This window comes from Paenarthrobacter sp. AR 02, from assembly GCF_021538675.1.
GTDB lineage: Bacteria > Actinomycetota > Actinomycetes > Actinomycetales > Micrococcaceae > Arthrobacter.
The window spans coordinates 315,232-336,067 of record NZ_JAJUKH010000001.1 but is presented as its reverse complement, the minus strand read 5'-3'; the positions used below and the strand labels follow the sequence as shown (position 1 = coordinate 336,067).

18 protein-coding genes and 1 pseudogene are annotated in these 20,836 nt (G+C 63.6%); 11 read left to right on the top strand and 8 right to left on the bottom strand.

Going from position 1 to position 20,836, the window contains the following annotated elements; all coding sequences use genetic code 11:
* Positions 1–75 precede the first annotated feature (75 nt).
* The 3 genes from LRQ04_RS01625 to LRQ04_RS01615 all read left to right on the top strand — a co-directional run bounded on the left by LRQ04_RS01625 (position 76) and on the right by LRQ04_RS01615 (position 5,138).
* Positions 76–2,166, top strand: coding sequence for a PhoX family phosphatase (locus LRQ04_RS01625; RefSeq protein ID WP_235517251.1), 2,091 nt, complete (start codon positions 76–78; stop codon positions 2,164–2,166).
* Between the two features lie 165 nt (positions 2,167–2,331).
* Positions 2,332–4,026 carry a 2-succinyl-5-enolpyruvyl-6-hydroxy-3-cyclohexene-1-carboxylic-acid synthase gene (menD, locus tag LRQ04_RS01620; protein ID WP_235517250.1) on the top strand — a complete coding sequence of 565 codons (1,695 nt, stop codon included), beginning with the start codon at positions 2,332–2,334 and terminating at the stop codon, positions 4,024–4,026.
* A gap of 158 nt (positions 4,027–4,184) precedes the next feature.
* Positions 4,185–5,138, top strand: a complete 954-nt coding sequence (locus tag LRQ04_RS01615) for a hypothetical protein (protein WP_235517249.1) — start codon at positions 4,185–4,187, stop codon at positions 5,136–5,138.
* Positions 5,139–5,243: 105 nt separating this feature from the next.
* On the opposite strand, the gene LRQ04_RS01610 is transcribed toward LRQ04_RS01615, so the two are convergent.
* The 4 genes from LRQ04_RS01610 to LRQ04_RS01595 all read right to left on the bottom strand — a co-directional run bounded on the left by LRQ04_RS01610 (position 5,244) and on the right by LRQ04_RS01595 (position 9,218).
* The gene (locus LRQ04_RS01610; protein ID WP_235517248.1) at positions 5,244–6,032 is read right to left on the bottom strand and encodes an amino acid ABC transporter ATP-binding protein; all 789 of its coding nucleotides are present in this window, start codon (positions 6,030–6,032) and stop codon (positions 5,244–5,246) included.
* Positions 6,033–6,043: 11 nt separating this feature from the next.
* Positions 6,044–6,835 (bottom strand): amino acid ABC transporter permease, encoded by a 792-nt coding sequence (locus LRQ04_RS01605; protein WP_211711986.1) that lies wholly within the window; start codon positions 6,833–6,835, stop codon positions 6,044–6,046.
* A gap of 80 nt (positions 6,836–6,915) precedes the next feature.
* On the bottom strand, positions 6,916–7,713 hold the full coding sequence (locus tag LRQ04_RS01600) for an ABC transporter substrate-binding protein (protein ID WP_235517247.1): 798 nt from the start codon (positions 7,711–7,713) through the stop codon (positions 6,916–6,918).
* A 158-nt stretch (positions 7,714–7,871) separates the two neighbouring features.
* Positions 7,872–9,218: an isochorismate synthase MenF gene (locus LRQ04_RS01595; protein WP_235517246.1), complete on the bottom strand. Its 1,347-nt coding sequence runs from the start codon at positions 9,216–9,218 to the stop codon at positions 7,872–7,874.
* 91 nt (positions 9,219–9,309) lie between these two features.
* On the opposite strand from LRQ04_RS01595, the gene LRQ04_RS01590 reads away from it, so the two are divergent.
* From LRQ04_RS01590 to LRQ04_RS01580, 3 genes are read left to right on the top strand one after another with little or no spacing between them, the layout of a single operon-like run.
* Positions 9,310–10,071, top strand: coding sequence for a demethylmenaquinone methyltransferase (locus tag LRQ04_RS01590; protein WP_211711989.1), 762 nt, complete (start codon positions 9,310–9,312; stop codon positions 10,069–10,071).
* Between the two features lie 28 nt (positions 10,072–10,099).
* Positions 10,100–11,443, top strand: a complete 1,344-nt coding sequence (locus LRQ04_RS01585; protein ID WP_235517245.1) for a geranylgeranyl reductase family protein — start codon at positions 10,100–10,102, stop codon at positions 11,441–11,443.
* A 9-nt stretch (positions 11,444–11,452) separates the two neighbouring features.
* The gene (locus LRQ04_RS01580; RefSeq protein ID WP_235517244.1) at positions 11,453–12,556 is read left to right on the top strand and encodes a polyprenyl synthetase family protein; all 1,104 of its coding nucleotides are present in this window, start codon (positions 11,453–11,455) and stop codon (positions 12,554–12,556) included.
* A 125-nt stretch (positions 12,557–12,681) separates the two neighbouring features.
* Here the strand turns inward: LRQ04_RS01580 and LRQ04_RS20690 are convergent, their stop codons facing one another.
* From LRQ04_RS20690 to LRQ04_RS01565, 4 genes and pseudogenes are all read right to left on the bottom strand, one after another.
* Positions 12,682–13,110: a hypothetical protein gene (locus LRQ04_RS20690; protein WP_308194885.1), complete on the bottom strand. Its 429-nt coding sequence runs from the start codon at positions 13,108–13,110 to the stop codon at positions 12,682–12,684.
* A gap of 219 nt (positions 13,111–13,329) precedes the next feature.
* Positions 13,330–13,458: pseudogene (locus LRQ04_RS20685) on the bottom strand (type IV toxin-antitoxin system AbiEi family antitoxin domain-containing protein); the annotation flags it as partial.
* A gap of 391 nt (positions 13,459–13,849) precedes the next feature.
* Positions 13,850–14,272, bottom strand: a complete 423-nt coding sequence (locus tag LRQ04_RS01570; RefSeq protein WP_235517242.1) for a hypothetical protein — start codon at positions 14,270–14,272, stop codon at positions 13,850–13,852.
* A gap of 13 nt (positions 14,273–14,285) precedes the next feature.
* Positions 14,286–14,957 carry a trimeric intracellular cation channel family protein gene (locus LRQ04_RS01565; protein WP_235517241.1) on the bottom strand — a complete coding sequence of 224 codons (672 nt, stop codon included), beginning with the start codon at positions 14,955–14,957 and terminating at the stop codon, positions 14,286–14,288.
* Between LRQ04_RS01565 and LRQ04_RS01560 the strand changes: the two genes are divergently transcribed.
* The 5 genes from LRQ04_RS01560 (at position 14,958) to LRQ04_RS01540 (ending at position 20,760) form a co-directional block, all read left to right on the top strand.
* Positions 14,958–15,719: a sirohydrochlorin chelatase gene (locus tag LRQ04_RS01560; protein WP_235517240.1), complete on the top strand. Its 762-nt coding sequence runs from the start codon at positions 14,958–14,960 to the stop codon at positions 15,717–15,719. It begins immediately after the preceding gene.
* A 135-nt stretch (positions 15,720–15,854) separates the two neighbouring features.
* Positions 15,855–17,591, top strand: a complete 1,737-nt coding sequence (locus tag LRQ04_RS01555; protein ID WP_235517239.1) for a nitrite/sulfite reductase — start codon at positions 15,855–15,857, stop codon at positions 17,589–17,591.
* Positions 17,588–18,307: a phosphoadenylyl-sulfate reductase gene (locus LRQ04_RS01550; protein WP_235517238.1), complete on the top strand. Its 720-nt coding sequence runs from the start codon at positions 17,588–17,590 to the stop codon at positions 18,305–18,307. Before LRQ04_RS01555 ends, LRQ04_RS01550 begins: the two co-directional genes overlap by 4 nt.
* Entirely contained in the window at positions 18,304–19,356 is a 1,053-nt protein-coding gene (cysD, locus tag LRQ04_RS01545) for a sulfate adenylyltransferase subunit CysD (RefSeq protein WP_235517237.1), read from the top strand. Before LRQ04_RS01550 ends, cysD begins: the two co-directional genes overlap by 4 nt.
* Positions 19,357–20,760 carry a sulfate adenylyltransferase subunit 1 gene (locus LRQ04_RS01540; RefSeq protein ID WP_235517236.1) on the top strand — a complete coding sequence of 468 codons (1,404 nt, stop codon included), beginning with the start codon at positions 19,357–19,359 and terminating at the stop codon, positions 20,758–20,760.
* The last annotated feature ends 76 nt before the right edge of the window (positions 20,761–20,836 follow it).

The following is a 20,836-nucleotide window of genomic DNA, read 5'->3' as shown; positions in this document are numbered from 1 at the left end:
CGAGCGACCTCCCGGATTCGGATTCCGCTGAAAAGCTCAACGGGAATCCCGTACACCCTCTGGAAGGTCATCCCCATGTCTGAAACCACCGGACGCACGTTCCCGCTGCTCCCCATGCTCGGCCACACCAAAGGCAAGCGCAGCCCAGTCACGTGTGCTCTGAAATGCGACAACGCCTGCTCTGGCGATGTCTGCAACACCAGCACCAACGGCTACTTCAGGGACATCGCCTCCACGGCCATGTCACGCCGCGCGGCTCTTGGCCTCGGCGCTGCGGGTGCACTCGCCGTCGTTCTTGGCAGCGCAGTGACCGGCACCGATGCCGCAGTCGCCGACTCCGGGAACGGACTCTCCGACGCTGCCAAGAAGGGCTTCGACAAGTCCAAGCTCAAGTTCACCGCGATCAAGCCGGTCGACGCCGCCGTCGACGAATTCACCGTCCCTGAGGGGTTCGGCTGGAACCCGATCATCCGCTGGGGTGATCCGCTGTTCAGCGACTCGCCGGCCTTCGACATCACCAAGCAGACTGCGGCCGCCCAGGCCCGCCAGTTTGGCTACAACAACGACTACACGGACATCCTTCCGATCCCCGATTCCAAGGATCGCCGCGCTGTCCTGTTCACCAACCACGAGTACACCAACGAAAACATCATGCTGCCGGTCGGCTTCGATGCTGCCGAGGGTCGTGCCATCGGTCGCGCCGCCCACGGACTCGCAGTGGTGGAGCTTGAGCGCAAGAACAAGAACAAGCCGTGGAGCTACGTCCAAGGCGCACCCCTGAACCGCCGCTTCCTCACCAACACCGTCTACGAGCTGACCGGCCCGGCTGCCGGTACAAACCTGGTCAAGACCATTGATGACCCAGCCGGCCGCTGGATCAAGGGCACGCTCGGAAACTGCTCCGGCGGCACCACCCCGTGGGGCACCATCCTCTCCGGCGAAGAAAACTTCAACGGATACTTCGTTGCGCCCGGTACGAGCGACTCGGACAAGCGCTACGGCCTCTCTGCCAAGCCCACCGCGCGGCAGTGGGAGCTGGACGAGCCCCGCTTCGACACCCGCAACGCCGGATACGCGAACGAGACCAACCGCTTTGGCTGGATCGTGGAAGTGGACCCGTTCGATCCCACATCCACTCCGAGGAAGCACTCGGCCATGGGTCGGTTCAAGCACGAGGGCGCCAACGTGATCGTTGCCCCCGACGGCCACGTAGTTGCCTACATGGGTGATGACGAGCGTTTCGACTACCTTTACAAGTTCGTCTCCAAGGGCAAGTACCAGCCCGGTGATTCGAAGGCTGCCCGCCAGAACAACATGAACCTTCTCTCAGAAGGCGACCTGTATGTGGCCCGCTTCACGGGTGACTCGCCCGCCGCCGAGATCGACGGTACCGGCAAGCTCCCGGCCGACGGCACTTTCGACGGTTCGGGCGAATGGCTGCCCTTGGTGGTTGGTGGCGTCTCCGCGGTTCCGGGTATGTCCGTGGCCGAGGTTCTTGTGTATACCCGCCTGGCCGCTGACAAGGTCGGACCCACCAAGATGGACCGTTGCGAAGACGTCCAGCCCAGCCTGCTCACGGGCAAGATCTACGTGGCCTGCACCAACAACTCCGACCGCGGCAAGGCCGGCAAGGAAGGCGCGACGGAGGTCAACCCCCGTACCCAGAACCGTGACGGCCACATCGTGGAGATCACCGAGGCGCCGGGGCAGACGGGCACCAAGTTCAACTGGACCCTCCTGCTTGTTGCGGGCGATCCGGCCAAGAACAAGTCCGCTTACTTCTCCGGCTTCCCGGCGGATAAGGTGTCGCCCATCTCCTGCCCCGACAATGTGGCCTTCGACTCGGTGGGCAACCTCTGGATCTCCACCGACGGTGCCCCGTCCACCATCGGCTACAACGACGGTCTGTTCAAGGTGACGTTGGAAGGCCCGGAGCGCGGCAAGGTGGAGCAGTTCCTGGCCGTACCGCGCGACGCCGAAACCTGTGGCCCGATCGTCCACGACGAAGAGCGCACGGTGTTTGTCGCCGTCCAGCACCCGGGCGAGGAAGGCACGTTCGACGCGCCGCACTCGTACTTCCCGGACTACGTTGCTGCAGGCGCCCCCGCTCCGGCCGGTGCCGTGCGGGCCCCGCGCCCCGCGATCGTGCAGGTCTTCCGCAAGTAGCACTGACCTTTCCGAACACCACGAATGCTCTCCCGCCCGGCCTCCGGGTGGGGGAGCATTCCCACACGGACGCTCTCTCACGTCCCGCCCCCTTCCGGCGGACGCTCTCTCACGTCCCGCCCGGTTCCGGCGGACGCTCTCTCACCGCCCCAATAGACTGGAGCGGTGACTTCCCAGGACTCTCTGACATCCATCGCCGCCGCACGGATCGCCGTAACTACGCTGCTCGACGGCGGTGTGCGGCATGTGGTGGTGGCGCCGGGTTCGCGGTCGGCCCCCATGGCCTACGCCCTCGCGGAAGCCGAAGCTGCGGGACGGGTCCGGCTCCACGTGCGGATCGACGAACGCGACGCCGGATTCACGGCCCTGGGGTTGGCGCTCTCAACGGAAGCTCCCGTCGCTGTCGTCACCACCTCCGGGACGGCCGTGGGCAACCTTCTTCCGGCCGTGATGGAGGCCAACCATTCGGCCGTGCCCGTGGTTGTCATTTCAGCGGACCGGCCCGAAGAACTCCACGGGACCGGGGCCAACCAGACCACGATCCAACTGGACCTTTTCGGCGAGCACGTGCGATTCGCCGTCGACGTCCCCGCTGGGGACGATCCGCAGAAGGCTGTTGCCACTGCACTTTATGCCGCGACGGGCGCGCTGGAAGACACCCCGCCCGGCCCCGTCCAGCTGAACCTTGCGTTCCGTGATCCTTTGGTTCCAGCCGCCAACGACGCCCTCCCGGAAACGCAGGGACACGGCGTGTTCCATTACGACGCCGGTCCTCAGGCACTGGACCTGCCGGCGGCGTCCAGCGAACTCCCCGAGCGACGCACCGTGGTCCTCGCCGGTCACGATGCCGGGCCCGTGGCCGAGGCTTTCGCGAGGGCGCATGGCTTGCCGTTGCTTGCAGAGCCATCATCCAACGCGCGCTTCGGCCCTAATGCAGTGGGCCCGTATCGCGTGCTGCTTCAGCACTTCGGGCCCGAATCTTCAATCCCGATCGACCGTGTGGTCCTGTTCGGCCGGGCAACGCTCTCGCGTCCCGTCGCGTCCCTGCTGGCGCGTGAGTCCGTACAGTCCGCGATCTACCAGCCGGTCCCGGTTGCCTGGTACGAGGCGGGACGGCGACGCGAAACGCCCATTGAAACACTCCCGGAGCTCGCGGATTTCGCGGGCCGTGGCTCCGCGGAGTGGCTCGACTCCTGGCTCCTCGCCGCCGCCGCAGCCCAGCATGGCTTGGACAGTGTGTTGGCGGGGGAGAGTGCTGCCAATGGCCCGTCCGTCGGGGCAGCGGTTTGGGAACACGCCCGCGGCCAGCTGGTCCTCGGCTCCTCCAACGGCATCCGCGACGTCGACCTCGCGGGGCAACCACACACCGCGCCTATCGCAACGGTTTACGCCAACCGCGGCTTGGCCGGAATCGACGGCACCATCGCCACAGCCACGGGAATCGCACTGGGCAGCGGCCGCGAAACTACTGCGCTCCTGGGCGATGTCACGTTCCTCCACGACGCCGGCGGATTGCTCATCGGCCACGGCGAACCAGTTCCGGATCTTCGCATCGTGGTCCTCAACGATTCCGGCGGAGCCATCTTCAGCCTCCTGGAACACGGCGCCGTTGAAGACTCGGGAGCGTACGGCACCGCCGTCGAACGCCTTTTCGGTACCCCGCACTCAGTGGACATCGCGGCACTCGCGGCCGCTTACGGCGTCGGACACCGAGCGGTAAGCACGACGGCGGAACTTGCCGAAGCGCTGAAGTCGCCGCTGAAGGGGCGCACCATTGTGGAGGTGCGCGTGGACCGGGTGGGCTTGCGTGGACTCCATGCCCGGATCAAGGAAGCCATCAACGCCGCCGTGGGCCACTGAAACTGACGAGAGCCACCGAAACTGACCAAGGCTACCCACATTCGGGTGTCGTCAGTCCGTTTTCCGGGCACCGGGCAGTTCGCGTGGCGATCGGGTGGTTATCCACATAGGACAACTCTTCCCTCGAAGTGCAACAGCGTCCGACGAAGACTGTTGGAATGCGAAGGCTACCCAAACTCATCCTTGCCAAGGATCTGACCATGCTCAGAGGCGATGCCAGGCCACTTTCCGTCGATGCGAGGGCCGGAAAGCTCGTTCGTATCAGGCACGGTGTCTACGTCGATGCCAGGCAATGGCAGAAGCTGGAGAGCTGGGAAAGGTACGCCCTGAACGTAGAAGCGGCAGCGGAGTGCTTGGCTGCTCCGACTATCTTCTCGCATCACTCGGCGGCGTCGATCCATGGAATCCCAACCATCCTGCGCCAGCAGCCTGTCCATGCCCTGACCACTTATGCCGGAGGTGGCCGTTCGCGTGCAGGGGTGAGACGGCACTTAGTAGTCGAAGGAAGCGAGCAGGTCCAGGAGGTCAACGGGTTCCTGGTCACGGACCGGGTTCGGACGGTATTGGACATCGCTGCGTCGGTTCCCTTTGCCGAGGCCGTTGTTCCGGTGGATTTCCTGCTGAACAGAAATCGAAACTCCCAGCCTGTAACCAAGGAGCAACTCTTGGACGGCATCAAGGGGACATACTCCAAAGCAGCGGACAGGCGAGTCACGGCGGCGGTGGAGTTCGGTGCCGGAGACTCTGGTTCGCCCGGAGAGTCCTATGCCCGGGCCTTGATACACGTCCTCGGATTCGAGGTGCCTCTGCTGCAGTATGCGGTGAAAACCATGAGGGGAACGGTGTACACGGACTACTACTGGAAGAGCGTTGGCTTGGTTGGAGAATTCGATGGCCGCGAAAAGTACATGAAGCCGGAGTACTTGAAGGGACGTACGCCTTCCCAGGTTGTGATCGAAGAGAAGGCCCGTGAAGACGCCATACGCGCCACCGGCCGAAGAGTGTTCCGGCTGGTGTGGAGCGACCTGTCGGTGAGCAAGCTGGAACGCGCACTTGAGGCAGCCGGGGTTCCCCGCCGCCGTCGTGCTTCTGCAGGCCACCCAAATTCGTAGCTGAACCAGAAACGGGAGGGCGACACCCAAATGTGGGTGTCGCCCTCCCGTTTCTGTGGCACCAATCAGTATGCGTGGAGCCAGCGTATATGCGTGGGCAGAAAGTTACGCTTCCTCGACGCCGATGTGTGTCGGATCCAGTACGCGGCGCAGGAATTCCTTGGTGCGCGGCTGGGTAGGAGCACTGATAACGTGCTCGGCCGGGCCTTCTTCCACCACGACGCCGGCGTCCATGAAGACCACGCGGTCGGCGACTTCGCGGGCGAAGCCCATCTCGTGCGTGACCACCAACATGGTCATGCCTTCCTGCGCGAGTTTGCGCATGACTGCCAGGACATCGCCGACGGTCTCGGGGTCCAACGCAGAGGTGGGCTCATCGAAGAGCATCAGTTGCGGGTCCATGGACAGTGCCCTGGCGATTGCGACACGCTGCTGCTGGCCGCCGGAGAGCTGGTCCGGGAAACGGTCGGCCAAGTGGCCCAGCCCCACGCGCTCCAGGTTGTGGCGGGCCACGTTGGCGGCCTCGGACTTGGAGCGCTTGAGGACCTTCATCTGTGAGATGGTGCAGTTGTCCAGCACGCTGAGGTGCGGGAACAGGTTGAAGTGCTGGAACACCATGCCCACGCTTTGGCGCATCTTGTTCAGGTCAACATCGGGATCCGTTGCTTCGAACTTGCCCACGTTGATGGTGCCCGCGTTGGGCTGCTCCAACAGGTTGACGCAGCGCAGGAGCGTGGACTTGCCCGAGCCGGAAGGTCCGATCAGGCAAACCACCTGGCCCGGTTCCACGGTCAGCGAGATGCCCTTGAGGACCTCGTTGCTGCCGTAGGACTTGCGCAGGTCCTTGATGTCCACGCCAGCGGCGCGAACGGTGCTGTTTACGACGTCGTTCATGACTGTCCTGCCTATCGCTTCGTCCGCGCGGAGCGGCTTTCGAACTTCCGTGCCAGGAGGCTCAAGGGGATGGTGATGACCAGGTAGAAGGCGCCGGCCACGAGCAGCGGGGTCAGGCCCGCGCCGAGGCTGGAGATGCCATCGCGGCCGAACTTGGTGAGCTCGTACTGGGAAGCTGTGAGGCCCAGGACGTAGATCAGCGAGGAGTCCTTGGTGAGCAGGATGATCTCGTTGGTCAGCGGGGGCAGGACGATCTTGAACGCCTGGGGAATCACGATCGAAACCATGGCGCGCCAGTGCGGCATGCCCAGTGAACGGGCAGCTTCCATCTGGCCCTTCGGCACGGCCTGAAGACCAGCGCGGAGGGTTTCAGCGATGTACGCGGATGCCACCATGCCCAGCGAAACCATGACCACGATGTTGACGTCCCACTGGACACCGAAGGCCAGGGGAACGCCGTAGCCGAAGGCGATGAAGACCAGCAGCGCAGGGACACCGCGGAAGAACTCGATGTAGCCCGTTGCGAGCCAGCGGTACAGCGGGAAGGAGGAGAGCTTCATCAGGGCAAGCAGAAGGCCGCCTGACAAACCCACTACGAAGGCCAACGCCGTGTAGATAAGGGTGTTCTTGAGGCCCACCAGGAAAATGTCCGGGAACATCGGCCCGATCTTGGCGAAGTTGAAGACGCTGTTCCCAACAGTCTTCCAGTCGACGGCAAGGATCACCGCGGCCAGGACCACTACGAAGATTCCGGCTTGGACGTACAGGCTGACTTTGGCTCGTTGACGTGCAGTCATTGCCATGGTGTTCTCACATTCGTGTTGCGCAGGTGGGCCCCGAAACAGCGTGTAGTTTCGGGGCCCACCTGTGTGGATGTCGGGAGCTACTTGGAGGTTTCGCCGAACCAGGTGCTCTGGAACTTCTTCATGGAGCCATCGTCCGTGAGGCGCTTGAGCGTGGCGTTTACGGCATCTGCCATGGCCGTGTTGCCCTTCTTGATGGAGATGCCCAGCTTCTCACCCGTTGCGTAGTCTTCAACGCGCTTGAGGTTGGAGTCATCCTTGATGGCGTAGCCGAGGACGGACTGGTTGCCAACAGCGGCGTCAATGGTACCGGCCTTGAGTGCCTGGACCAGGAGGCCGGAATCTTCGAACTGCTGGGCGTCGATTCCCTTGTCCTTGGCGTACTGGGCGCCGGTGGTGGCCTGCTGCACGCCAACCTTCTTGCCCTTTGCGCCGTCGATGTTGCTGATGCCCGAGGAGGACGTGGCAACTAGGGTCAGGTCGTCATCCAGGTACGGGTTGGAGAAGTCCATGACATTCTTGCGGACGTCGGTGATGGAGATAGAGGAGATGGAGACGTCGCAACCGGTCAGTGCGGTGCCGGTCTCGATGGCCTCGAAGGAGCTGTCCACCACGTTGAGCTCGGTCTTGGTGTCCTTGGCAATCTCGGCCGCGATGTCCATGTCGAAGCCAACGATCTTGCCGTTCTTCTGGAATTCAAACGGCTCGTAGGGAACATCCGAGCACACCGTGAGCTTGCCGGCGTTGATGAACTTGAGGCCGGAGTCGTTGGAGGCTGCCGGAGTGGACGAGCCGCCACAAGCGGTCAAGGCCAAGGCGCCGGCAGCGAGCACGGCGGCCATCTTGGTGCCGGACAGAACCGAACGGGAGATCTGCATGTTGTTTACCTTTTGTTGCGGTGGATGCTGAACTGAGTCGGTTTTAGTGTAGCGCCGAACATGAGATGTGCATCACAGGAAACGAAGTTTCACTATTAGATAACTAGTTTACGCACTTATCAACCGCCAAAAGGGAGTAGCTGTCCGGGATCCCAGATTCAGCGACGGATACCCAGCGCCTCAAGCATGGGTCGGAATTTGGCCCACGTTTCCGCCAGTTCCGCCTCCGGTTGCGAACCCTCCACAATGCCGCAGCCTGCGTACAGGCGGACCGTGTTGGCATCCTCAATGACTGCCCCGCGAAGCGCGATGCCCCATTCACCGTTTCCCGCAGCATCCAGCCACCCGACGGGCCCGGCATACGGGCCCCGGTCCAGGTGCTCAAGCTTGCGGATCAATGCCCCTGCTACCAGCGTCGGCGTTCCGCACACAGCCGCCGTTGGATGCAGCGCGTTGATCAAGGCCAGGCACGTGGGGACGTGTCCCTCGATATCGGCCAATTCCGCTTTTACGTCGGAGGCCAAATGCCACACATTGGGCAGCTCCAGGATGAACGGCTCGCTATGCGAATTCATTGCCTCGGAGAACGGGGCCAACTGTCGCGTCAGGGAGTCGATCGCAATCTCGTGTTCGTGCCGCTGCTTCTCCGAACCGGCCAGCACCCGCTCGGCGTACTCCATCGGAGAACCGTCCATGCCGTCAGCGTCGCGACGGTCCAAAGTTCCGGCCAGCACGCGCGCCTGCGCCGTGCGGCCTTCCACCTGAATGAGCATTTCCGGAGTGGCGCCCACCAGGCCATCAACTCCGTACGTCCAGCATTCCCGGTACCTGGCTGCGAGCTGGCGAAGAACCTCGGCGGCGTTGACGCCGTCAGGAAGGGTGGCTACGACGTCGCGGGCCAGCACAAGCTTCTCCAACTTGCCGGCGCGGATCTCCTCCACGCCATCGGCCACCGCCTGCATCCAGGCTTCTTCGCTGAGCGAACCGTGGCTCAGGTAACCGTCCGCGGCAACAGTGTCCGGTGAGAGTCCGACGCCGGACCCTCCTGCCGCTGAATCCTCGCCGTTCGGCTCGCCGCCGCTCAGCCAGTGGTCAACGGAGGCGAGGACACCGGCCTCGGTGAGGTCGCCGTCGTCGAACGTTAATTGGGTGGCCCAGGCGCGGCCGTCGCGGATGCCAACCACCAGCTCTGGCAGGATCAGGCGCGAGACGTGCGGGGACGTTTTGGAGAAGGCGAACGAGCCGAAAGCGACCGGCCCGGTGCCTGGCAGCTCCACCTGGTCAGTGATTTCGGCCTCAAGAATGAGGTGCCGCCACCACATATCGGCCTCAAGGAAACGCTCGGGACCGGTGGCGCTGAAGCGGGTCAGCTCACCGAAGCCCACCAGGCCGGCCTCGCGGCGGGACCAGCAGAGAACGTCATCCCGCACCAGAAACGACGGCAGCCCCCCGGAGGATGATTCAACATCGAGGGGGACTGTCAAGGTGCGCAGCGTGCTGGTCATGATGGAACAACAGTACTCCCGCCTGCAGCCAGAATCTGAGCCGACTTCTACAGCGCAGCAAAGTCGGCGGAATGTCTGAGACAATTACAGGGTGAACCGAGCATCCTTGGAAAAGCGTCCGGACGAAGTTGCGACGATGTTTGATGATGTCGCCCCAAAATACGACGTCGTCAATGACGTCCTGTCCATGGGGCAGACCCGGCGGTGGCGCCGGATCGTGGTGGACGCCATGGACGTCAAGGTCGGCCAGAAGGTCCTGGACCTCGCCGCTGGAACCGGTACCTCCAGCGAACCCTACGCAGACGCCGGCGTTGACGTCGTAGCCTGCGACTTCTCCTTGGGCATGCTCAAAGTCGGCAAGCGCCGCCGTCCGGACATCGACTTCATTGCCGGTGACGCCACCAACCTGCCGTTCGCGGACAACAGTTTTGATGCCTCCACCATCTCCTTCGGCCTGCGCAACGTCGTTGAACCGCGCAAGGCCCTCGAGGAAATGCTGCGCGTCACCAAACCCGGCGGCCGGCTGGTCATTGCCGAGTTCTCGCACCCGGTCGTGCCGCTGTGGCGCAACCTCTATACGGAGTACTTGATGCGCGCGCTTCCGGCAATCGCCACCAAGGTTTCCTCCAACCCCGATGCCTACGTCTACCTCGCCGAGTCCATCCGTGCCTGGCCGGACCAGGACCACTTGGCCCAGTGGCTCAGTGACGCCGGCTGGACTGACGTTACTTACCGCAACCTCAGCGGCGGCATCGTTGCCGTGCACCGCGCGCAGAAGCCCGCCGAGCACCGCGAAAGTGTCCCCGTAGCCAAGCTTCGCCGCCAGATAAAGCCGCGCCACCAGGCCGGCTAGCTCGTACTGCCTGCTGATTTAGGACGACGTGAAAGTACTGATTGTTGGCGCGGGCCCGGCCGGGTCCACCGCCGCGTATTACCTCGCCCAGGCGGGCATTGACGTCACGGTGCTGGAAAAGACCTCCTTCCCCCGTGAAAAGGTCTGCGGCGACGGACTCACCCCTCGGGCTGTCCGGGAAATCCAGAAGCTCGGCCTCCCGCACGCAGTCGAGGAAGGGTGGCGCCGGAACAAGGGCCTCCGCCTCATTGCGGGCGGCCGCACCATCGAGCTGCCCTGGCCCGAGGTCGCCGACTTTCCCACGTACGGCCTGATCCGGACGCGTCTCGGTTTCGACGAAGACCTGGCCCGTCACGCGCAGGCCGCGGGCGCCGTCGTGCTTGAACACCACAGTGTCACGTCGGCCCTGAAATCGGACGACGGCCGAGTCGTCGGCGTACGTGCCGCCATCCTTGACGAGTCCGGACGCAAGACGGGCGAAACGCGCGACTTCCATGCCGACGTCGTTCTTGCCGCAGACGGTAACTCCACGCGGACCGCCGTGTCGCTGGGTATGCACAAGCGGGACGACCGGCCGCTGGGTGTTGCCGTGCGCACCTATTTCACGTCGCCGCGGCACGAGGACGACTGGATGGAAGGCTGGCTTGAACTGCCGGATAAGTCAGGCAAGCCGCTGCCCGGTTACGGCTGGGTTTTTGGTGTTGGTGACGGCACCTCCAACGTTGGCCTTGGCATCCTGAACTCCTCCAAGCAATTCGGCAAGCTCGACTACAAGCAGGTCCTGCGCGAATGGACCGCCGGCATGCCCGCGGACTGGGGCTTCACTCCGGAGAACCAGGTGGGGGAGATCCGTGGTGCCGCGCTGCCCATGGGCTTCAACCGCACCCCGCACTACTCGCCCGGGCTGCTCCTGCTGGGCGACGCCGGCGGCATGGTGTCCCCCTTCAATGGCGAGGGCATTTCCTACGCCATGGAGTCGGCCCGCTTCGCGGCCGAGTTCATCATTGATGCGTCCTCCCGCTCCGCTTCGGCCGGCTGGAACACGCACGACGCCGATGCGCACCTTGCGCGGTACGCGGACTATGTGCGGGACCAGTGGGGATCGCACTTCACGCTGGGACGGCTCTTCGCTTCCTTGATTGGCAAGCCGGCTGTCATGAAGCTGGCACTGCGCACGGGAATGCCGATTCCGGTGCTGATGCGGTTCGTGGTCCGCATGCTCGCGAACCTCACCGATCCGTCAGCGAAAGGCTTCGAGGACCGCGTGATCCGGGTCCTCGAAATGCTGGTTCCGGCGACGTCCAACACTTCTTCGTCCGGCGCGCTCACCGCAGCCGGCTCCGACACCGCGGTTTCCGCAACAACTAGTTAGGGTTAACCCGTGACGAACTCTGCCGAACATAGTTGGACGCATGCCGGGCACGGCCTGCCTGACTCCAACGAGCCTTCCCTGAACACCACAGCGATTGCTACGGGACTGCAACTGCCCGCCGGTTTCGCTGCCATCGCAGGGGACGCCGAACTCGGCCCCGCCATCACCAACAACCTTGCCCGGGTGGAGAAGAAGCTTCGCGAAGCCATTTCCAACTCTGACCCCTTGGCTGACGCGACGTCGCGCCACCTGGTGGAAGCCGGTGGCAAGCGCATCCGACCGCTGCTCACACTGCTGTGTGCACACCTCGGTGATGCTTCGCGCCCGGAGGTTGTCCAGGCTGCCGTGGTTGTTGAGCTCACGCACCTGGCCACGCTCTACCACGACGACGTCATGGACTCGGCTCCGTTCCGTCGCGGGGCTCCCACAGCACACGAGGTCTGGGGCAACTCCGTGGCCATCCTCACCGGCGACCTCATCTTCGCCCGCGCCTCCATCCTTGTCTCCGAACTCGGCTCTCGTGCCCTCGGTATCCAGGCCCGGACTTTCGAACGCCTCTGCCTGGGCCAATTGCACGAAACCGTGGGGCCACGCGAGGACGAGGACCCCGTGGAGCACTACCTTTCCGTCATCGCGGACAAGACCGGATCCCTGGTTGCGGCCTCCGGGCAGCTCGGCGCGATCTTCGCCGGTGCCGATGAATCCTTTGAGGATTTGCTGGTTGAGTACGGTGAAAAGGTTGGCGTCGCGTTCCAGCTTGCCGACGACGTCATCGACGTCACCGGGGTAAAGGTCAAGTCCGGAAAATCCCCCGGCACCGACCTCCGCGAAGGCGTACCCACCCTTCCGGTGCTGTTGCTGCGCCGCGATGCTGCCGCAGGGGACACCTCTGCTGCCGAACTCCTTGAACTGATCGACGGCGACTTGTCCTCCGATTCGGCTTTGGCTGAGGCCGTTGCAGGTCTGCGCGAACACCCCGTCACCAGTGAGTCCTGGAAGATCGCGCGCCAATGGTCTGCCGAGGCCGTTGCTGCACTCGCTCCGTTGCCGGAAGGCGTGGTGAAGGCGTCGCTGACGAACTTCGCCCACGCTGTAGTGGACCGCAGCAGCTAAGTTCTTCCGTGCTGTGGCTTCCTGACCCGCTTTAGGCGCTTGACGGCCGCTTTGCACCCTTTTCGGGTTGCAAAGCGGCCGTTTTCGTTCCAAAGAAGCTTGGATCGCCACGGCAGACGGTCGAATCACGACGCCGGCACCCACTTTGGTGTCCACCGCGACGGTCCGAAGTGCCCGGCTTCCCTGTTACCCAGCACGATGAGCACTTCAGCCACCATCTTCCCCGGATGGTGGACGTGGGTACCGCCGTCCAGCTCGATCACCAGGCAATCGTTGATCAGGCAGTCGACTTCACCAACCCCGGGTAGCTGCACGTGCATCTTCACCCTGAGTCCTGCCCTGGTGAAGTGGACATGAGCCAGGACTTCCAGCAAAGAATCTGCCCTGGGAAGGACCAACCCCACAACAGCCCGCGCCCGGCCATTGCGGGGACCCGCCAGTTTGGACCTTAGGTAATCCGGACTGAGCAGCGCCTGGCTCACAGCACTCTGGACCATGACCAGCGACTCCAGCTCCGGCCGGCAACGAAGGGCGTGAATGAGAACGTCAGCCACGCCTGCAACAGGTAGATAGGGATGCGGGGGATGGGCCATGCAGGCGTGGTCAACAACCTGCGGCTTGGGCAGACCGTTGCCGCAGCTTAAGTGCGAAGTTTCTGGTTCGCGAAGTATCCAAAGTCCGTAGAACCTCGCTGCCGAGATACAGGTCAGGCGGCCATTCGCGCGAAAGGCGGCTACGACGTCGGGGTCTGCTCCTTTGGTGACGTAGACGCCTCGCTGCAATCGGGTGATCACCCCGTTGTTCAACGCCGATGCCAGTGTTCGTTCAGAGAACCCGGCCCGCTTCAAGTCTGCGGTTCTGGCCGCGCCGAGTCTGGATCGGAGGAATTGGGTGAGGTCCATCAGGCTATGGTTGCGGCGTTGGAGACTCTCCAAAGCCTGCTTTTCGGCCTATGTGGATAACTACACCGGGCCGTAAAAACGCAACGGCATCTTTGAATTTACGTTGACGCTAAGAGTTGCGCTTGTGACAGGCTTGTCATAAGCTATTCACGGATCCACTAAATGCCTCCGGTGGGTCTGATGCGAACGGAGATTGTGGTCCCGGTTCGGTGCAGCGTATGACTCGTAACGTTGCAGCGAGCCGGGGCCATTCCGTTTAAGCCCGGAAACCCGTGGCTTTGTGACCTTCTTTCAATGCAAAACAGCCCCCATGCAATCAATCAAGGTTGCATAGGGGCTGCGTGTCGTTCAAACAGGGTCAGGAAGCCACGGGGGCGCCCTGAAAAAGGACCTAGTCTTCGTCGTTGAACGCCCACTCGAACATGTCGAAGACGAACTCGGAGAACGTTCCTTCTTCGCTCTTCCACTGTCCGCGGGCGTTGTTGCGCCGCCAGACAATGGGATCGGGGATGCCAAGATCAGCGGTGCGGAAGCCCCAGGTGAATTGCTCGTCCTCGTCCTCCAGGAACATGAGGAAACCTTCGTCGTCGACTTCGAGTTCCTCGGGATCCCAGAAGTAGTGGTAGGCCTCCATGAGGTCTTCGCAACCGCCGATGGCGAGGTAGAACTCGCGGAGAACCAGCGGGATGGTGAAGGAGTGGTCGGCAAGGGCCTCGTCCAGTTCGGAGGGTGTGAGGCCATCCTCTTCCTGCCATTCATCCTCGAGATACTTTGGGACCAGCGCGCGGAACTTCTCGAGGAACATGTCAGTCATGCTCTTATCCTAGCTAATCCCGGGCACCCGAAATTGCGCCCGTTCCGCGGCCGGGCCGGTGCCATCCACGGACCGCGAGCGGCACGCGCCAGCTGCGTCGCCAGGCAGTGACGCGGAAAGCGAAAACGACGGCGGCTACGACGCAGGCAGAGAGCCCGGTGAACAGCCCCAAATGCCACAGCAACGTGGTTAAGCCGGCACCAACAAAGGCCGGAAGGGCATAGAGGTCGCGGGCGTTGAAGAGTGTGGGGACCTCGTTCGCCGTAATGTCGCGCAGCAGTCCGCCACCCACGGCAGTGGTCACACCCAGCAGGATTGCGGCAACAGGATTTACGCCCGCGGTCAGGGCCTTGAGCGTCCCGGTGATGCAGAAGAGAGCCAGGCCGCCGGCGTCGAAGAGCGTTAAAAGGGAGGTGAAGCGCTGAACCGAGGAGAACAGGAAGTACACCAGCATTGCCGCCAGCAGGGGCGGGACCAGATAGGCGGGGTTGGTGAACGCGATCGGGGGACCGGCGTTGATGATGATGTCGCGGATCACGCCGCCGCCCAGCGCCACAATCGAGGCCAGGAGCACGGAACCCACAATGTCGAACTGTTTGCGGGCCGCCAACAGTGACCCGGAGACCGCGAAGAAAAACACGCCGAACAGGTCAAGCCACAGAAGAAGGATGTCGATGGAAATCAAGTGGACGGTTTCTTTCTGGGTACGGCTCTCAACAGATGCTGGCTCAACGTTACGCTAGCTCCCATGAACAGCCCCGTTTTGATCGCGTGCGCCCACGGAACCCGCAACGCCGAAGGCCAGGCAGCCATCCGCCAGGTCATGGCCGACATCGAGGCCCTTCGCCCCGGCTTGCGGGTGCTCGAGGCCTACGTGGACGTGCAGGAACCTGAGTTGGGGGGAGTGGTGGAGGGCCTGCCCGAGGGGACTGCCGCCGTCGTCGTCCCGCTTTTGCTGTCCACTGGCTTCCACATCAAAGTGGACGTACCCAAGGCGATCAAGAGTCGGCCCGAAGTGATCGCGGCCAGGCCGCTCGGCCCGGATCCGCGGCTGGCTGAGCTGCTTGCCGTGCATCTGCGGGCGGCAGGCCTGGAGGAGAACGACGGCGTGCTGGTGGCTGCCGCCGGCTCCTCGCTTCCGGACGGTTCGGTGGACTCGGAAGAGCAAGCGCGCCTGCTCGCTGAGCTGCTCCCCAACAAGGTCCGGGTCGCCTATGGCGCCAGTGCCAAGCCGACAGTGCCCGACGGCGTCGCCTCCTTGCGTGCCGAGCTCGCCGCCGATGGTGGGACGGGACGGGTGTTCATCGCGTCGTACCTCTTGGCGACCGGCTATTTCCACGATCAGCTGGCCAAGGCTGGAGCTGACGTTGTGGCGGCTCCGCTGCTGCCTTCACCGGTGCTCGCCGAGATCGCGTTGGAACGCTACGACGCGGTGCTGGCGAGCTGATTGCCTCCACATCCGCCTGCATATGTGGCGCCGCCGGACAAGGCCGTCGGCGTGTTCGTGACGAAATGTTTCCCTAGGTGACTCAACATTTCCAGACCTTTGCTGGCTAAATCTGGCCAGACCTACCCTCGATATATGACAGATACAGCTGTAGCCGGCGCGTCCGCGGAGACCGCCAAGCGCCCGGCGCGCACCCGCCCTGCCGCCAAGCCCCACGGCCAGTGGAAGGTTGACGGCACCGCCCCGCTCAACGCCAACGAAACCTGGAAGCAGGAAGACAACGGGCTGAACGTCCGTGAGCGCATTGAGTCTGTCTACTCAAAAGAAGGCTTCGACTCGATCGACGGCACGGACCTGCACGGACGCTTCCGTTGGTGGGGCCTCTACACGCAGCGCAAGCCCGGGATCGACGGCGGCAAGACGGCAACGCTTGAACCGCACGAACTCGAAGACAAGTACTTCATGCTGCGCGTGCGCATCGACGGCGGTGCGCTGACCACCGAGCAGCTGCGTGTCATCGGTCAGATCTCCGTTGACTTTGCCCGGGGATCGGCCGACCTGACGGACCGCCAGAACATCCAGCTGCACTGGATCCGCGTTGAGGATGTTCCGGAGATCTGGCGTCGCCTTGAAGGTATCGGCCTGTCCACCACCGAGGCCTGCGGCGACGTTCCCCGCGTCATCCTGGGCTCCCCGGTCGCCGGCATCGCCAAGGACGAGATCATCGATCCCACGCCGCTGATCCACGAGCTGGCCGAGCGGTTCATCGGCGACCCGGAGCTGGCCAACCTGCCGCGCAAGTACAAGACGGCGATCACCGGACACCCGTCCCAGGACGTGGTCCACGAAATCAACGACTTCGCCCTGGTTGGCGTTGTCCACCCTGAGCTTGGTGCCGGCTACGACCTCTGGGTGGGCGGTGGCCTGTCCACCAACCCGCGCCTGGCCGAACGCCTGGGTGTGTTCGTCTCCGCCGATGTTGCCGCTGAAGTATGGCTGGGAGTCACCAGCATCTTCCGCGACTACGGCTACCGCCGCATGCGCACCAAGGCCCGACTGAAATTCCTCATGAACGACTGGGGTCCGGCCAAGTTCCGCCAGATCCTCGAAGATGAATACCTGGGCTTCAAGCTTCCCGACGGCCCTGCGGCCCCGAAGCCGAACGCGCCGGGCGACCACATTGGCGTGCACGAGCAGAAGGACGGCAAGTTCTTCATCGGCGTCACACCCACTGTGGGCCGCACGTCCGGCGAAGCACTGGTCACCTTGGCCGACACGTTGGAGAAGCACGGTTCCTACCGGCTGCGCACTACTCCTCACCAGAAGCTGGTGATTCTGGATGTTGCCAAGGAACAGGTGGAGCCGCTCATCGCCGAGCTGGACCCCATGGGCTTTTCCGCCCGGCCGTCAGTGTTCCGTCGCGGCACCATCGCCTGCACCGGTATCGAATTCTGCAAGCTGGCCATCGTGGAAACCAAGGTTACGGCCGCCACGGCCATTGCCGAGCTGGAGCGCCGTCTGGCCGACCTCGTGGAGACCAAGCAGCTGCCGTCGGCACTGTCCCTCCACATCAATGGCTGCCCGAACTCCTGCGCACGTATCCAGACGGCCGATATCGGCCTGAAGGGCATGATGCTGCCAACGCCCGACGGCGACCCCACCCCGGGTTTCCAGGTCCACCTCGGTGGCGGGCTGGCCAATAACGAGCGCGAGGAAGCCGGCCTGGGACGTACCGTCCGCGGCCTCAAGGTCACGGTGGAAGACCTGCCCGATTACGTGGAGCGTGTGGTCCGTAAGTTCGTCGCCGTTGGCGCCGAGGGCCAGACCTTCGCTGAGTGGGCACACACCGCCGACGAAGGAGACTTACAGTGACCGTAGCTGTAGCACTCAAGCGCTCCAACGAGGAGCTCAAGGCCCTGGCTGAAGCCGGCGCCGCTGAGCTGGGTTGGAACGCCAGCGCCACCGAAGCGATCGCCTGGGTGGCCCGCAACTTCGAACTGCCCGCGGTGACGGTGGCCTGCTCCATGGCCGACGCCGTCCTGCCGGCTTTGGTGGCGGACCAGCTTCCCGGCGTCGACGTCTTGTTCCTGGAGACCGGCTACCACTTCAAGGAAACGCACCAGACCCGCGACGAAGTCGCGGCGAACCTGCGCGTCAACGTCGTGGACGTCCTTCCGGAAACCACCGTGGAACAGCAGGACCGCCTGCTGGGCAAAGACCTGTTCGCCCGCGACCCCGCCCAGTGCTGCGCGCTGCGCAAGGTCCAGCCGTTGCGCCGCTCCTTGGCTGGCTACGAGGTCTGGTTCACCGGTGTCCGCCGCGACGAGGCACCCACCCGCACCAACACGCCGATCATCACCTGGGATGAAGGCTTCGGGTTGGTCAAGGTGAACCCGATGGTCGACTGGACCTTCGATCAGCTGATCGAGTACTCCGAAGACAACATCCTTCCCGTCAACCCCCTCCTGAGCCAGGGTTACCCGTCCATCGGCTGCCAGCCCTGCACACGCCAGGTTGCCCCGGGAGAAGACCCCCGCGCCGGTCGCTGGGCAGGATCCGACAAGACAGAATGCGGACTACACACATGAGCAACTTCAGCACGACGACGGAAGCCTACGCCTCCGCAACAGATGCCGCCCCCGCCCCTTCGCTGGACGGCAATGCTGCAAGCAGCATTGCGTCCAGCTACGACAGGCCCGATGCCACTCCCGGGGCGGCATCCGCTGCTTCGGCTCTGGAATCGACTCGCCTTTCGTCGCTGGACACACTCGAGTCCGAGGCCATTCACATCATCCGTGAGGTTGTTGCCGAGTTTGAGAAGCCTGCGTTGCTGTTCTCCGGTGGCAAGGACTCCGTGGTCATGCTGCACCTGGCCACCAAGGCGTTCTGGCCTGGCAAGGTTCCTTTCCCCGTGCTGCACGTGGACACGGGCCACAACTTCCCGGAGGTCATCGATTTCCGTGACCGTACGGTGGAGCGACTGGGCCTGAAGCTGGTTGTCGGCTCGGTGCAGGAGTTCATCGACCGCGGTGAGCTTGCTGAGCGTGCCGATGGCACCCGTAACCCGTTGCAGACTGTGCCGCTGTTGGACGCGATCCAGCGCAACAAGTTCGACGCCGTTTTCGGTGGCGGCCGTCGCGACGAGGACAAGGCCCGCGCCAAGGAGCGCATCCTGAGCCTCCGCGACGAGTTCGGCCAGTGGGACCCGCGCAACCAGCGCCCCGAGCTGTGGAACCTGTACAACGGCCGCCACACGGTGGGCCAGCACGTCCGTGCGTTCCCCATCAGCAACTGGACCGAGCTGGATATCTGGCGGTACATCGAGCGCGAGAACATTGAGCTCCCCAGCCTGTACTACGCCCACGACCGCGAGGTCTTTGCCCGCGATGGCATGTGGCGTGCAGTGGGCGAGGTTTCCCAGCCGCTGCCGCACGAGGAAGTCATCACCAAGCTGGTCCGCTACCGCACGGTGGGGGACATGTCCTGCACCGGTGCTGTCGAGTCCGATGCCCGCACCGTGGCCGACGTCGTGGTTGAAGTCGCTGCCTCCACCCTGACCGAACGTGGCGCCACCCGAGCAGATGACCGCATCTCCGAGGCAGCCATGGAAGACCGCAAGAAGGACGGCTACTTCTAAATGAGCACCGAAACATTGGCTGCCGGGCTGGAGACAGCCCTGCCCACTACTCTTTTCCGTTTCGCTACTGCCGGATCGGTCGACGACGGCAAGTCCACTTTGGTGGGCCGCCTCCTTCACGACTCCCAGGCGATTCTTGCTGACACGCTCGACGCCGTTGCCCGCACCTCCGCGGACCGTGGCTTCGGCGGCGAAAAGGGCGGGATTGACCTCGCCCTCCTGACCGACGGCCTGCGTGCCGAGCGTGAACAGGGCATCACCATCGACGTGGCATACCGCTACTTCGCCACCGACCGCCGCAGCTTCATCCTGGCGGACTGCCCCGGCCACGTTCAGTACACCAAAAACACGGTGACGGGCGCGTCCACTGCGGATGCCGTCGTCGTGCTTATTGACGCCCGCAAGGGTGTCCTGGAGCAGACGCGTCGTCACCTTTCTGTGCTGCAGTTGCTGCGGGTTGCCCACGTGATCGTCGCGGTCAATAAGATCGACCTGGTGGATTTCAGCGAGCAGGTGTTCCGTGACATCGAAGCTGATGTGCAGAAGGTTGCCCGTGAGCTCGGTTTGGGTTCGGACGGTGTCGCTGACCTGCTGGTGGTGCCGGTGTCGGCCCTTGATGGCGACAACGTGGTGGACCGCTCGGAGCGCACCCCTTGGTACACTGGTCCTGCGCTGTTGGAAGTCCTCGAGACCCTCCCGGCCGCTGACGAGCTCGAGGCCGAACTGGAGAGCTTCCGCTTCCCGGTCCAGCTGGTGATCCGTCCGCAGGGTGCTCTTGCTCCTGACGCTGTTGCTGCCGGGCTCGATGTGGAGGCGTACCGCGATTACCGTGCCTACGCCGGCCAGATCACCGAAGGGTCGGTCAAGGTTGGCGACGAAGTGAGTGTCATCAGCCCGGGCCACGAACCGCGCACCACCACGGTGATCGGCATCGACTTCGCCGGCCAGTCCTTGGAAGAAGCAGCCGCTCCGCAGTCTGTGGCTGTGCGCTTGGCTGACGAGATCGACATCGCCCGCGGTGACACCATTGCCGCTGCCGGTACGGTCCGTGAAAGCACGGCTGACCTATACGCGTCGTTGGCTTGGCTCTCGCCGAAACCGCTCCGCGAAGGCCAGAAGGTCCTGGTGAAGCACGGTACGCGCACTGTCCAGGCGTTGGTCCGCAACGTCACAGGCAAGCTGGACCTGGCCACGTTCAACGTGGAGCCGGCGTCCACTCTGGAGCTTAACGACATCGGACACGCACAGCTCCGGCTCTCTGCTCCGCTGCCGTTGGAGAACTACCTGCACCACCGCCGCACGGGCGCGTTCCTGGTGATCGATCCCATCGACGGCAACACCCTTGCCGCGGGCTTGGTCAAGGACCACCCGGGCGACCACGAGGACGAACGTTACGTCATCTAGGGTCACACGTAGTCACAAAACCGCAGCTTGTTCGCGACTCCTCACGCTGTACGGCGGGATTTTCGAACAAGCTGCG

What these genes read in the sequence shown, in the direction of transcription:
- LRQ04_RS01625 (WP_235517251.1), top strand. Translation starts at nt 76, where the DNA reads ATGTCTGAAACCACCGGACGCACGTTCCCGCTGCTCCCCATGCTCGGC.
- LRQ04_RS01615 (WP_235517249.1), top strand. Translation starts at nt 4,185, where the DNA reads ATGCGAAGGCTACCCAAACTCATCCTTGCCAAGGATCTGACCATGCTC.
- LRQ04_RS01610 (WP_235517248.1), bottom strand. Translation starts at nt 6,032, where the DNA reads ATGAACGACGTCGTAAACAGCACCGTTCGCGCCGCTGGCGTGGACATC.
- LRQ04_RS01605 (WP_211711986.1), bottom strand. Translation starts at nt 6,835, where the DNA reads ATGGCAATGACTGCACGTCAACGAGCCAAAGTCAGCCTGTACGTCCAA.
- LRQ04_RS01600 (WP_235517247.1), bottom strand. Translation starts at nt 7,713, where the DNA reads ATGCAGATCTCCCGTTCGGTTCTGTCCGGCACCAAGATGGCCGCCGTG.
- LRQ04_RS01595 (WP_235517246.1), bottom strand. Translation starts at nt 9,218, where the DNA reads ATGACCAGCACGCTGCGCACCTTGACAGTCCCCCTCGATGTTGAATCA.
- LRQ04_RS01570 (WP_235517242.1), bottom strand. Translation starts at nt 14,272, where the DNA reads ATGACTGACATGTTCCTCGAGAAGTTCCGCGCGCTGGTCCCAAAGTAT.
- LRQ04_RS01555 (WP_235517239.1), top strand. Translation starts at nt 15,855, where the DNA reads ATGACAGATACAGCTGTAGCCGGCGCGTCCGCGGAGACCGCCAAGCGC.
- cysD (WP_235517237.1), top strand. Translation starts at nt 18,304, where the DNA reads ATGAGCAACTTCAGCACGACGACGGAAGCCTACGCCTCCGCAACAGAT.
- LRQ04_RS01540 (WP_235517236.1), top strand. Translation starts at nt 19,357, where the DNA reads ATGAGCACCGAAACATTGGCTGCCGGGCTGGAGACAGCCCTGCCCACT.